The following is a 13,619-nucleotide window of genomic DNA, read 5'->3' as shown; positions in this document are numbered from 1 at the left end:
GTTTGCGCCGGCTTCGAACCGGGCTAAACACCGCACCGCAACACGCCGGATGCGTTCCGGCCGCCCCGGCGGAGACATCGATGCGCATCGCGATGATTGGCTCGGGCTATGTGGGCCTCGTGTCGGGCGCCTGCCTTGCCGATTTCGGCCACGAGGTCGTTTGCATCGACAAGGATCCCGGCAAGATCGCCGCCCTCAACGAGGGCCGCATGCCGATTTACGAGCCCGGCCTCGACGCCCTCGTCGCCGAGAACGTGCGCGCCAAACGCCTCACCTTCTCCACCGACCTCAAGCCCGCCGTGGCGCAGGCGCAAGCCGTGTTCATCGCCGTCGGCACCCCGTCTCGCCGCGGCGACGGCTTTGCCGACCTCTCCTACGTCTACGCTGCGGCTCGCGAGATCGCCGAGGCGCTGACCGGCTACACCGTGGTCGTCACCAAATCGACCGTCCCCGTCGGCACCGGCGACGAGGTCGAGCGCATCCTGCGCGAGGCCCGCCCCGACATCGATGTCGGCATCGCTTCCAACCCCGAATTCCTGCGCGAGGGCGCGGCCATCGACGACTTCAAACGGCCCGACCGCATCGTCATCGGCGCCGAGGATCCCCGCGCGGTCGCCGTGATGCAGGAGGTCTACCGCCCGCTCTACCTCAACCAAGCGCCGATCCTGCTCACCGGGCGGCGCACGGCCGAGCTGACCAAGTATGCCGCCAACGCGTTCCTGGCCACCAAGATCACCTTCATCAACGAGATCGCCGATCTGTGCGAGCAGGTCGGGGCCAACGTGCAGGAGGTTGCCCGCGGCATCGGGCTCGACAACCGCATCGGCGGCAAGTTCCTGCATGCGGGGCCGGGCTATGGCGGCTCATGCTTCCCGAAGGACACGCTGGCGCTGGTGAAGACGGCGCAGGATTACGGCACGCCGGTTCGGATCGTCGAGACGGTAGTGGCGGTCAACGACCAGAGGAAGCGCGCGATGGCGCGCAAGGTGATCGCGGCCTGCGGCGGGTCGGTGCGGGGCAAGCGGGTGGCACTCTTAGGCCTGACGTTCAAGCCGAACACCGACGACATGCGCGACGCGCCCTCGCTGTCGATCATCGCCGGCCTGCAGGATGCGGGTGCACAGATCGTGGCCTATGATCCCGAGGGGATGGAGCAGGCGCGGCCGCTGCTGCAGGGGGTCGCTTACGCCGAGGACGCCTATGCCTGCGCGGAAGGGGCCGATGCGCTGGTGATCGTGACGGAGTGGAACGCGTTCCGGGCGCTCGATCTCGCCCGGCTCAAAGGTCTGATGCGCGCGCCCGTCCTCGTCGATCTGCGCAACATCTACGCGCCTGCCGAGACCGAACGGCACGGCTTCGCCTATTCCGGTATCGGCGTCGCGTGACTGCGACATTCAGCCGGCCCATCGACCCGAGGGCATTTTCGATCTCGCTTCATCTGATGAGGCCGGGAGTTACAACTTGCAAGCGCAGCAATCCGGCGGCCCCGGCGAAATCGATTTCACAGGAAAGACGAGAAAGATCATCGAAAAGCAACTCAATATTCGCAGTAACTTTGCCACGCCTGTGGCGGAACAATGGCATTTTTGCAAACTACCCCAACAGCCGCAACTAATGTTTGTTACCTTCGATGCCTCGCAGGTTTTTCACCATCAACGATTCACTGATGAATACGTGCCACACAATCTCCCAATCTCTCAGGATTAAGGGAGAGGTTGCAGCCAAGCGGGTTGGACGGTCCTGACGGTCAGATTAAAGGATGACTCTTCAAACCCCCGGTCGTCGGCCGCCCTGTTGCGGGCGCCACGGTGAAGCCGAGGTTTGAAGAGACATTCTCGGTGAGGGTGAAACGCCTTCGCCGGACGGACCCCCGGTCCCTGCTTCACGAGCATAAACGGATCGACGTGACTCACCGCAAAGACATCGCGATCGTCGGCCGCGCCTGCCGCCTGCCCGGGGCTCAAAACGTCGAGGGGCTGTGGCAGCTCCTGACGGAGGGGCGCTGCGCCGTCTCACGCATCCCCGAGGATCGCTGGTCGCTGCAGGCCTTCGGGCACCCGCGCGCGCAGGAGCGGGGCAAGAGCTACACCTGGGCCGCCGGCGTGCTCGACGACATCTGGTCGTTCGATCCGGGCGTGTTCGGCATCTCGCCGCGCGAGGCCGAGCAGATGGACCCGCAGCAGCGCATGCTGCTGGAACTCACCTGGGAAGCCTTCGAGGATGCGGGCCTGCGCCCCTCCGCGGTGGCCGGCAGCCATATCGGCGTGTTCGTCGGCGCCTCGGCGCTCGATTACGGCAACCTGCGCATTCTCGACCCGTCCTCGGGCGACGCCTACGCGGCGACGGGCAACACGCTCTCGATCATCTCGAATCGCATCTCCTACATCTACGACCTGAAGGGCCCGAGCTTCACCCTCGACACCGCCTGCTCGTCCTCGCTGGTCGCGCTCAACGCGGCGATCGCGGCGATTGAATCGGGGCAGGTGGACACCGCCGTGGTGGCCGGCGCCAACATCCTGGCGAGCCCGTTCAACTTCATCTCCTTCTCCAATGCGCAGATGCTCTCGCGCACCGGCCTGTGCCAGGCCTTCTCGTCCAGCGCCGACGGCTACGTGCGCGCTGAGGGCGGCGTCGTCCTGATCCTGCAATCGGCCGAGGCCGCCGCCCGCAGCGGCCGAGCCGTGCGCGGCGTGATCGCGGCGAGCGGCGTCAACTCGGACGGGCGCACCACCGGCATCTCGCTGCCCTCCGGCCACGCGCAGGGCGCGCTGCTGGAGCAGGTCTACCGCGACGCCGAGATCGATCTCGACAAACTCGCCTTCGTCGAGGCGCACGGCACGGGCACCCCGGTCGGCGATCCGATCGAGGCCGGCGCCATCGGGAGCAAGCTCGGCAAGCCGCGCCAGACCCCGCTGCCGATCGGCTCGATCAAGACCAATATCGGCCATACCGAGCCGACCTCGGGGCTCGCGGGCCTCTTGAAGGCCAGCCTCGCGCTCGAGCACGACCTGCTGCCGCCCTCGCTGCACGCGGCCGAGTTGAACCCCGACATCCCGTTCGAGGCGATGAAGCTCGCGGTCAACCGCGCGCCGCTAGCGCTCGCCCGCACCAAGGCCGAGCGCTTCGCCGGCGTGAACTCGTTCGGCTTCGGCGGCACCAACGCCCACGTCGTGCTGACCGACGCAGGTCCGGTCGCGGCTGCCAACGATGCGGCCCCCGCGCCCGAGATCCTGCTGCTCTCCGCCCAGAGCCGCGCCGCCCTGAACGATCTCGCCCTCGACTACGCTGCCCGCTTCGACGGTGCTGCGCCGGCCGAAGCCGCCCGCGTCACGGCCGCCGCGTTCCATCGCCGCGAGCGCCTCGGCACGCGGCTCGCCCTGCCGCTCGCCCCCGAGACCGACGTTCCCGCCGCCCTGCGGGCGCTGGCCGAGGGCGAGGAGAGCGATGCCGCCATCGTCGGCACGGCGGTCGAACGCCAGGCTGAGGTCGCCTTCGTCTATTCCGGCAACGGCAGCCAGTGGGTCGGCATGGGCCGCGAGGCCTATGAGGAGAGCAAAGCCTTCCGCGCCCGCTTCGATCAGACCGACAAGCTGTTCGAGAAGCTCTCGGGCTGGTCGCTCAAGGAAGCGATGTTCGCCGAGGATCTCGACGCGCGTCTCTCTCTGACCCGCGTCTCGCAGCCGCTGATCTTCGCGATCCAGAGCGCCTCGACCGCGGCCCTGCGCGCCAAGGGCCTCGCGCCCCGCTACGTGCTCGGCCACAGCGTCGGCGAGATCGCCGCGGCCGAGGCCGCCGGCATCTTGAGCCTGGAACAGGCGGTGCGGGTGATCTTCTACCGCAGCAAGCACCAGGAATCGACGCGCGGCTTCGGCACCATGGCCGTGCTGCTCGGACCGGCCGAGGAGATGGAGGCGTTCCTCGCCGACTATCCCACCCTCGACATCGCCGCCTACAACAGCCCTAAGGCGATCACGGTGGCCGGCCCCGAGGCCGATATCGAGGCCGCGATGAAGGCGCTGGCGCGCAAGCGCCGCCGCGGGCGCAAGCTCGATCTCGAATACCCCTTCCACGGTCGCCTGATGGATCCGACCGAGCATCCGCTGCTGCGCGACCTCGACGGGCTCAAGGCTTCGGCCGGCCACACCGCCATGGTCTCGACCGTGACCGGCACGGTGCTCCCCGGCGCGCAATTCGGCGCCGGCTACTGGTGGCGCAACATCCGCGAGCCCGTGCGCTTCTGCGAGGCGCTGCAGGAGGCGACCCGCCAGGGCGCCCGCGTCTTCGTCGAGGTCGGCCCGCGCGCGACCCTGCTGCCGCATATCGGCGACGCCATCGAACCGCTCGCCATCGAGGTGGCCTCGGTCGGCGTGATGCACCGCAAGCCGATCGGCGGCGATCCGATCGCCAAGGCGGTCGCCGCCGCCCTCGTCGCGGGTGCCGCGGTCGATGAGGCGCGCCTGTTCGGTGCCGATCCGGCCGGAATCATCGCCCTGCCGCTCTATCCCTGGCAGCGCCGCCCGTTCCGCCTCGCCGAGACCACCGAGGGCGCCGGCGCCGCGCCGCGGCCCTATCACCCGCTCGCCGGCGCGCGCCTCGCGCCCGACGGCCTCGAATGGCACGGCCATCTCGACGCGGCACTCGTGCCCGAACTCGACGACCACCGCATCGACGGTCAGGTGATCCTGCCCGGCGCGGCCTTCGTCGAGATGGCGCTGCACGTCGCCCGTCAGGCGCTTCGCACGGAGAGCGTGACGCTCTCCGACGTCGAGATCCTCTCGCCGATGGTCTTCGCCGAGGACAGCTTGCGCGAGGTGCTGGTGCGCCTGTCGGGCTCCGGCAACCAGATCCAGATCCTCAGCCGCCCCCGCCTGACCCCGACGCCGTGGCAGCTCCACGCCTCGGCCAAGATCATCGAGGGCGACTTCCCCGTGCCGGCTCGCCGCGACCTCGCGGTCCCGGCCGAGCACGCGATTTCGGGTGACGGGCTCTACCGCCGGGCGCTCGCTTCCGGCCTCGGCTTCGGCGAGAACTTCAGGCAGGTCGCGGCCTCGGCGCGCATCGACGAGACCACCATCGTCTCCGAGCTGATCCCGGCCGAGTCCGACGACCGCTACGGCCTCGTGCCCGCGCGCCTCGATTCCTGCTTCCACGGCCTGATCCTGCTCTTCGCCGAGCTGATGGGCGAGGGCGCCACCAAGGCCTACGTACCGGTGCGCTTCGGCGAGGTGCGCCTGCTGCGCCCCGGTGCCGCGATCGCCCGCGCCGAGATCCGCACCCGGCGCTGCAACGAGCGCTCGATCCTGGCTGATTTCACCCTGACCGATGCCGAGGGCGAGGTCGTCGCGACGATTCGCGAGGGCCGGTTCCAGGCCCTGCGCGCCCGCAGCGGCAGCGATCTCGACGCCTACGCCATCACGCAAGGGGTCGAGCGCGCCACCGAGCCGACGGCCCTGCCGTTGGAGCGGCGCCCGAGCGTGGCCGAACGGCTGCGCCCGAGCCTCGCCGCCGCGACCGCACCGGACACGGCCGATCTCGGACCGGGCCACCTGCTGCTGGAAGGCTGGGCGACGGCGCTCGCCTACCGCCTGGCCGACGGCCTCTCCGAGAAGGGCAAGGTGACCCTCGATCGCCGCCTGCCCGCTGCCCTGCATCCTTGGGCGACCAACGCCCTCTACGCCCTGGAGAGCAGCGGTCTCGCGACCCTCGAGAAGGGTGTCTGGCGCCTGCGCCGCGACGTGTCCCTTCCCGCGCCTGAAGAGACCATGCGCTGGATCGCGGCCGACCATCCTGAACTGGCCGCCGAACTGGTGCTGCTCGCCGACACCACCGCCCTGGTCGGGCGGATCGTGGCGGGCGACGCGCCGGCCTCCGCCAGCCTGCCCCCGGCGGCTCTGGACGCCTTCCATCTGCGCGGCGCCACGGCCCGCGCCGCCGCCGACGTGGTGGCACGGATCGTTGCCGAGGCCCGCGGCCGCATGCCGTCGGACCGGGCGCTGCGCATCCTTCAGGTCGGTTTCGGCCCGCTCTCGGCCCGCGCCGCCGCACTCGCCCGCGAGGCGGATGCCCGGTTGACGGTGCTAGACACCGACCGGCGTCTGGCCGAGCGCGCCCGCCTCGCTCTGCCGAGCACGGTGGAGGTGATCGAGGACATCGACGCTCTGCCGGCCGCCGCCTTCGACCTCGTTCTGGCCAGCGACGTGCTGCACCGCGCCGACAAGGCCCTGCCGGGACAGCTCGCCACCGCGCTCGCCTCAGGCGGATTGCTCGTGGCGGTCGAGCCCGGTGCCTCGCTGTTCCGCGACCTCGTCTTCGGCCTCGCGCCGGACTGGTTCGAGGAAGCGGTCGCCGGCATGCCGCTCTCGCGTCTCGACGACGTGACCGGCTGGCAGCGCCGCCTCAGCGCGTCGGGCCTCGTGCGGGTTTCCGCCGACCGTGCGGCCTCGGCCAACGGCGACGACCTTCTGCTCGTCGCCGAAGCCCCGGTGCGCTCGGCGGTCGGCCACGGCCAGAGCTTCGCCTTCGTCGTCGGCTCCCATGACGAGTTCGGCGCGGAGACCGCCTCATCGCTCGCGACCCTGCTGGTGGCGAGCGGCGTCCACGTCTCGATCATCCTCGATTCCGAGCAGTCGCTGCGGGAACTCGAGCGCGAAACCCCGGACACCGTGGTGTTCCTGGCCGGCGCCTTTGCCGGCGAGGGCGCGGCGGCGACGCGACTGCGCGACCGCTGCCTCAGCCTGAAGCGCTGCGCCGAGTTTCTCGGCAGCCGCCAGACCCGCCTCTGGGTGGTCGCCCCCGGCGCCACCCGCGACGCGGGCGGCGAGGCGGCGGCGGTCGAGGCCGGCGTCTGGGCCTTCAGCCGGACGCTCGCCAACGAAACGGCCACCCTCGACGTGCGCCGGATCGACCTCGCGCCGACCCTGTCTTCGAAGGACGCCGCCGAGCGGCTGCGCGCCCTGATCCTGTCGGGCACCGACGAGACCGAGATCGTGCTCGACGCCGACGCCACCCGCGTCGTGCGCTTCCATCCCGGCCGCGCCGCAACCACGGCCGGCGAGGCGGCGCCTGCCGCACGGCTGGAGCGTTCCAACACCGGCGGCCTCAACGAGATGGTCTGGGGTCCGGCCGAGCGCGCCGCCCCCGGTCCCGGCGAGGTCGAGATCGCGGTGGCGGCCACCGGCCTCAACTTCCGCGACGTGCTCTGGGCGCTCTCGATGCTCCCGGAGGAAATCCTGGAGGACGGCTTTGCCGGTCCGCGCCTGGGCCTCGAAGTCTCCGGCCAAGTCACCGCGATCGGCCAAGGCGTGGTGGACTTCGCCGTCGGCGATGCCGTCGTCGCCTTCGCCCAGTCGGGCTTTGCCACCCACGTCGTCGTGCCGGAAATGGTCGTCGCGCCGATGCCGGCGGGCCTCGATCCGGCCGCCGCGGCGACCGTGCCGGTCGCGTTCCTCACCGCCTATTACGCGCTCTGCACCTGCGCCCGCCTGCGCAAGGGCGAGTGGCTGCTGGTCCATGGCGGCGCGGGCGGCGTCGGTCTGGCCGCGCTCCAGATCGCCAAGTGGAAGGGCGCACGGGTCATCGCCACCGCCGGCTCACGGGAGAAGCGTGCGCTGGTGGCCGCGCTCGGCGCCGAGCATGTGCTCGATTCGCGCTCGCTCGCCTTCGTGGACGATGTCCGCCGCATCACCGGCGACGGGGTCGACGTGGTGCTCAACTCGCTGTTCGGCGAGATGATGGAGCGCTCGCTCAACTGCCTGCGGCCGTTCGGGCGCTTCGTCGAGCTGGGCAAGCGCGACTACGTCGCCAACACCCATATCGGGCTGCGGCCGTTCCGCCGGAACCTCTCCTACTTCGGCGTCGATCTCGATCAGGTGCTCCAGCACCAGGGCGAGGACGGCGCGCGGATGTTCCGCGAGGTGATGGCGCTGTTCGCGGAAGGGGGCTTACGTCCCCTGCCCTACCAGCCGTTCGCCGCCGACGAGACCTCGGACGCCTTCCGGCTGATGCAGCAATCGGGGCATGTCGGTAAGATCGTCGTGACGCCGCCGGCGCCCGGTTCGGTCGCGCGGGTCCAGCGCAACGCCTTCACGGTGAGCGCCGAGGGCGTTCACCTCGTGACCGGCGGCCTCGGTGGCTTCGGTATCGAGGCGGCCCGCTGGCTCGCGGATCGAGGTGCCAAGCGCATCGTCCTCGTCGGCCGCTCCGGCAAGCCGAACGAGGAGGGCCGCGCGGTCGTCGCCGAACTCGCCGCGCAAGGCGTGCGGGTCGAGACCAAGGCCTGCAACATCACCAGCCGTCGGGCGGTCGAGGCGCTAATCGAGGGCATCGAGGCTCGGGGTGAAAAACTCGCGGGCGTGATCCACGGCGCCATGGTGCTGCAGGACGGCCTGATCTCGGCGATCGAGCCGGAGACGCTCGAAGCAGTGATCGCGCCGAAGGTGATCGGCGCGGGCCATCTCGACGCCGCCACCCGCGGGCGGAAGCTCGACTACTTCGTGCTGTTCTCCTCGGCCACGACCTTCATCGGCAATCCCGGCCAGGGCTCCTATGTCGCCGCCAACGGCTTCATGGAAGGCGTCGCCCGCCAACGCCGCCGCCTCGGCCTGCCCGCGCTCGCGGTCGCCTGGGGTGCCATCGGCGATGTCGGCGTGCTCGCCCGCAACAAGGCGGTGATGGAAACGCTGGCCTCCCGCGTCGGCGTGACACCGATGGACGCCCGCCTCTGTCTCGACCTGATGGCCGAGGCATTGGAGAGCCAGGGCAAGACAAGCGACGAGGGCGTGATCGCCATTGCCGCCATGCACTGGGGCAAGGCCCGCGAACGCCTCGCGACCCTGCGCTCGCCGAGCTATGCCAGCCTCGGCGGCGACCAGCAGGCCGAGTCCGGCACGGTGGCCGCCATCAATATCGGCGCGCTGCTGCGGAGCCAGGATATCGATGCGGTCCGCAAGACGGTCTCCGACGCCATCGTCGAGGACATCGCCCGCATCCTGCGCCTGCCGAAGGACGACATCAGCCGCGTGCGCCAGCTCTCCGAAATTGGCCTCGATTCGCTGATGGGCGTCGAGTTGGGGGCGAGCCTTCAGGAGCGCTTCGCTCTCGACGCGCCGCCCGCGGGCATCTCCTCGGGGCTGACCGTCAACGAGCTGACCGAAACCCTGATCCAGGCGGTGGCGACGCCGGTGGACGAGGCGGCGGGCGTGACCTTGAGTCTCGCCACGAAGCATGTCGGCGATCTCGATGCCGCCACGCTCATGCCGTTCAACGAGCTCGTTGAGAAGAACGTCTCGGACATCAAAGAGATCTTGCCATGACCCAGCCGTCACGCCCGCAGGACGGCCGGGCCGCACTCGCGAGCTTCGTCACCAATCGGCTGGGCCGCACCAATGCGCGGCCCTCCCCCGCTCTCGCCGAGACCAAGGCGCCGGCCAATGATTCGCCGCAGGATTTCGAGAAGCTGACCGGCTACCGGGAGCTGCGCCTGCAGCGCTCGGCCGCCGACCTGATCGGCCTCGGCAACCCGTTCTTCCGGGTGCACGAGACCCGCGCGGGCGCCAACACCCGCATCGAGGGCCAAGCCTTCTCGAACTATTCGTCCTACGACTATCTCGGCCTCAATGGTCACCCGGCGGTGAGCGGTGCGGCGCGCAAGGCGATCGAGGCGTTCGGCACCTCGGCCTCCGCAAGCCGGATCGTGGCGGGCGAGCGGCCCGGCCACCTTAAGCTGGAGCGGGCGCTGGCCACCCATTACGGCACGGAAGCCTGCGTCGTCCTGGTGAGCGGGCACGCCACCAACGTCACCGCCATCGGCGCGATCCTGGAAGCGCCGGACGTGATCTTCCACGACGCGCTGATCCACAACAGCGTGGTGACCGGCGCCCAGCTCTCCGGCGCCCAGCGCCGCTCCTTCGCCCACAACGACCCGGCCTCGCTCGAGAAGCTGCTCGAGGCGACGCGCCACGAGCACCGCCGCGCGCTGATCGTGATCGAGGGCCTCTACAGCATGGACGGCGACGCGCCGGATCTGGCCGCCTTCGTCGAGCTGAAGCGCCGCTACGATTGCTGGCTGATGGTGGACGACGCCCACGGGCTCGGCGTCCTCGGCCGCACCGGCGCGGGGTTGCACGAGCATTGCGGGGTCGATGCCGGCGACGTCGATATCTGGATGGGCACGCTCTCGAAGACGCTGTCATCCTGTGGCGGTTATATCTGCGGTCCTTCGGTGCTGGTCGAGTACCTGAAATGCACCGCGGGCGGCTTCGTCTACAGCGTCGGCATGTCGCCGCCGCTCGCCGCTGCGGCCGAGGCCGCGCTCTCGGTGATGCAGGCCGAGCCCGAGCGGGTGGAGCGCCTGCGCCGCAACGGGAACCAGTTCCTGGCACTGGCCAAGAAGCACGGCCTCAACACCGGCACGAGCCTCGGCCTCGCGGTGATCCCGGTCATCATCGGCGATTCGCTCAAAGCCGTGACGCTGTCCGACCGGCTGTTCAAGCGCGGGATCAACGTGCAGCCGATCATCCATCCGGCGGTGCCGGAGCGCTCCTCCCGCCTACGCTTCTTCATGACCTCCGAGCACACCCCGGAGCAGATCGCGCAAACGGTCGCGACGATGGTGGAAGAGTTGGCCGCGCTCGAAACCGGCGCCACGCTGATCGAGCAGTTGATGGCGCGCCGGGGGGCGTAACCCTCCGCATATCCCATCCATCCCCTCATCCCGAGGTGCCGCCGCGGAGCGGTGGCACCTCGGGATGAGGTTGCGATCGGGATCGCTCTCAGGATCAGCGCCGGGCCAGCCAGATCACATGCCGCGCCCCGCGCTTGCCGCGTGCCCGAGTGCCGACCTCCTCGACCGAAAACCCCGCCTGTGCGAGCCGCCGGCTGAAAGCGGCATCGGGATGCGCTGACCAGACCGCCAGCACGCCGCGGGGGCGCAAAGCCGCGCGCGCGGCACCGAGGCCGGCGGCGTCGTAGAGACGGTCGTTGGCGCTGCGGGTGAGGCCATCGGGGCCGTTATCCACATCGAGCAGGATCGCGTCCCAGACGCCCGGACGCTCGCGGATCACCGCGGCGACGTCGGCTTCACGGATTGAGACCCGCGGGTCATCCAGGCTGCCGCCGGTCAGCTCCGCCATCGGACCACGCGCCCAGGCGAGCACCGCCGGGACGATCTCGGCCACGCTCACCTGCGCCGTGCCCGGCAGAAGGCTCAGGGCGGCGCGCAGGGTGAAGCCCATGCCGTAGCCGCCGATCAGCACGCGCGGCGTCTTCACCCCCGCGATCCGCTCGGCCGAGAGCCGCGCCAGCGCCTCCTCGGAGCCGCTGAGACGGCTGTTCATGAGCTCGTTGCGATCGAGCTGGATCGAGAACTCGCTGCCGCGGCGCATCAGGCGCAAGCTGCCCGCCTCACCGGGGATCGCGGCGGTGTCGAGGTGCTCCCAGGGAATCAATGGCAGTCTCGCGGGCTCGTATGAGGAAAACTGCGCGAGACCGGTCTCGTTCGGACGGCCCCCCGGCACAAACGAAAACGGCGCGGGATGCCCCCGCGCCGCCTCTCTCCATTGGGACGACCGCCCCAAAAAATCACATGCCGAACTGCACCTGCCGGCTGTTGCCCCGCTTCAGGTTGCGGAAGCGGGCCATCGCCCAGAGCGGGAAGAACTTCGGGTAGCCGTGGTAGCGCAGGTAGAACACCCGCGGGAAGCCGGTCGCGGTGTAGCGCTCCTCGCTCCACAGCCCGTCCTGCCCCTGCGTGCGCACGAGGTAGTTGACGCCGCGGGCGACCGCCGGATCATCGACCTCGCCCGCCGCCATCAGCGCGAGCAGGGCCCAGGCCGTCTGCGAGGCGGTCGAGTAGCCCGGCTCGAATTCGGGGTTGAGCTTGTAGGAGGAGGCATCCTCGCCCCAGCCGCCATCCGGGTTCTGGATGCGGATGAGCCACGCCACCGCCTTGCGGATCTCAGGTGACTGCGGATCGACCCCGGCGGCGTTGAGCGCGCACAGCACCGACCACGTGCCGTAGATGAAGTTCATGCCCCAGCGGCCGTACCAGCTCCCGTCCTTCTCCTGGTCGTTGAGCAGGTAGGTCACGCCGCGGTCGAGCGCCCGGCTGGTCGCGCGGGTCTCGCCGAGCTGCGACAGCATCGAGACGACGCGGGCGGTCACGTCCGCGGTCGGCGGATCGAGCAGCGCGCCGTGATCCGAGAACGGGATGTGGTTGAGATAGTGGTGGTTGTTGTCGGCATCGAACGCCGCCCAGCCGCCATCGGCGCTCTGAAGCCCCTCGACCCACTCGCGGGCACGGGCGATCGACTCCGAATAGTCCGGCATGCCGCTGACCAGCCCGTGCTGACGCTGGGCGCGATCCATCGCCATCACGACGACGGCGGTGTCGTCGAGGTCGGGATAGTGCGGGTTGGCGTACTGGAACGCCCAGCCGCCGGGGCGCACGTTGGGCTTGGTCTCGGCCCAGTCGCCCTTGATGTCGAGAATCTGGAGCGGCTTCAGCCAATCGAGGCCGGCGCGGGCATTGGCCTCCGCCTGATGGCCGCCGGCTTCGAGCATGGCGTGGCTGTTCAGCGCCGTATCCCAGACCGGGGACAGGCAGGGCTGGACATAGGCCTCGTCCTCCTTCTCGGCGACGAGCTTCTCGATGGCTTCCAGCGCGATCTTCACCTGCGGGTGCTCGGGCGGATAGCCCAGCACCTCGTACATCAGCACCGAGTTGACCATGGCCGGGAAGATGGCGCCGAGGCCGTCCTCGCCGTTCAGCCGCTCGGAGACCCAGGCGACCGCCTTGTCGATGGCGCGCTGGCGCGGCACCTTCGGGAAGTGGTCCTGCGTCTTCTGCAGCACGCGGTCGATGCCGCCGAAGATCGGCGTCCACGGCCAGGTGGCGTGGGGCGAGCCCGGCCAGGTCCGCACCGAATCGGGCGGCGTCACGAACAATTCGGCCACGCCGACGCCGCGCGGGTTCTTCGCCCGCGGCTTCTTGGCCTGGATCACGAACAGCGGCACCATGGTGCAGCGGGCCCAGTAGGACACCTTATCGAGGTGGAACGGGAACCACTTCGGCAGGTGCATCACCTCCACCGGCATCACCGGCACCGCCGCCCACGGCACTTCGCCGTAGAGCGCGAGCAGGATGCGGGTGAAGACGTTGGCGTTGGCCGCGCCCCCGCGCTGGAGGATCGCCTTGCGCACCGCGCGCATGTGCGGCGCCTCGATGTCGTCGCCGATCATCTTGAGGGCGAAGTAGGCCTTTACCGACGCGCTCATGTCGAACGGGCCGTCATGCACCAGCGCCCAGCCGCCATGTACCTTCGACTGGGTGCGGCGCAGGTAGTTGCCGATCTTGGCCTCGAGCCCAGGCCGCGGCTCAGTCCCGCGGAACTGGTGGAACAGGATGTACTCGGAGGGGATGGTCGCATCCGCCTCGAGCTCGAAGCAGATGTGCCCATCCGCCTGCGTCATCTCGGTGAGGGCGCGGGTGGCGCTCTGGACGCCACGCTCCACGTCGTCGAGGGACACGTCGCGGGTCTTGGGACGCTGCAGCGTCTCGACCTTGCTTACGGCCGCCTCACGCATCGTTCTTGCCTCGTTCGACTGTCTCGATGCCGTCGTCA

6 protein-coding genes are annotated in these 13,619 nt (G+C 69.8%); 4 read left to right on the top strand and 2 right to left on the bottom strand.

The window, feature by feature from the left end; all coding sequences use genetic code 11:
• Positions 1 to 80: 80 nt before the first annotated feature.
• The 4 genes from OVA30_RS06020 to OVA30_RS06005 all read left to right on the top strand — a co-directional run bounded on the left by OVA30_RS06020 (position 81) and on the right by OVA30_RS06005 (position 10,681).
• On the top strand, positions 81 to 1,385 hold the full coding sequence (locus tag OVA30_RS06020) for a UDP-glucose dehydrogenase family protein (RefSeq protein WP_268174915.1): 1,305 nt from the start codon (positions 81 to 83) through the stop codon (positions 1,383 to 1,385).
• 76 nt (positions 1,386 to 1,461) lie between these two features.
• Positions 1,462 to 1,707: a hypothetical protein gene (locus OVA30_RS06015; RefSeq protein ID WP_268174914.1), complete on the top strand. Its 246-nt coding sequence runs from the start codon at positions 1,462 to 1,464 to the stop codon at positions 1,705 to 1,707.
• 197 nt (positions 1,708 to 1,904) lie between these two features.
• On the top strand, positions 1,905 to 9,311 hold the full coding sequence (locus OVA30_RS06010; protein WP_268174913.1) for a type I polyketide synthase: 7,407 nt from the start codon (positions 1,905 to 1,907) through the stop codon (positions 9,309 to 9,311).
• Positions 9,308 to 10,681: an aminotransferase class I/II-fold pyridoxal phosphate-dependent enzyme gene (locus OVA30_RS06005; RefSeq protein WP_268174911.1), complete on the top strand. Its 1,374-nt coding sequence runs from the start codon at positions 9,308 to 9,310 to the stop codon at positions 10,679 to 10,681. Before OVA30_RS06010 ends, OVA30_RS06005 begins: the two co-directional genes overlap by 4 nt.
• Positions 10,682 to 10,775: 94 nt before the next feature.
• On the opposite strand, the gene OVA30_RS06000 is transcribed toward OVA30_RS06005, so the two are convergent.
• The gene (locus OVA30_RS06000) at positions 10,776 to 11,444 is read right to left on the bottom strand and encodes a spermidine synthase (protein WP_012253489.1); all 669 of its coding nucleotides are present in this window, start codon (positions 11,442 to 11,444) and stop codon (positions 10,776 to 10,778) included.
• 133 nt (positions 11,445 to 11,577) lie between these two features.
• A complete protein-coding gene (gene shc, locus OVA30_RS05995; protein ID WP_003604034.1) occupies positions 11,578 to 13,581 on the bottom strand; it encodes a squalene--hopene cyclase in 2,004 nt (667 codons plus the stop codon).
• Positions 13,582 to 13,619: the final 38 nt, after the last annotated feature.

The sequence above is a fragment of the Methylorubrum sp. SL192 genome, from assembly GCF_026672325.1.
In the GTDB taxonomy this organism is placed as follows: domain Bacteria; phylum Pseudomonadota; class Alphaproteobacteria; order Rhizobiales; family Beijerinckiaceae; genus Methylobacterium; species Methylobacterium extorquens.
The sequence above is the reverse complement of the archived record's forward strand: the minus strand, read 5'-3'. Positions and strand labels throughout refer to the sequence as shown.

Bases quoted from the DNA above. Each gene is read 5' to 3' on its own strand.
- OVA30_RS06020 (WP_268174915.1), top strand. From the start codon at position 81: ATGCGCATCGCGATGATTGGCTCGGGCTATGTGGGCCTCGTGTCGGGC.
- shc (WP_003604034.1), bottom strand. From the start codon at position 13,581: ATGCGTGAGGCGGCCGTAAGCAAGGTCGAGACGCTGCAGCGTCCCAAG.
- OVA30_RS06005 (WP_268174911.1), top strand. From the start codon at position 9,308: ATGACCCAGCCGTCACGCCCGCAGGACGGCCGGGCCGCACTCGCGAGC.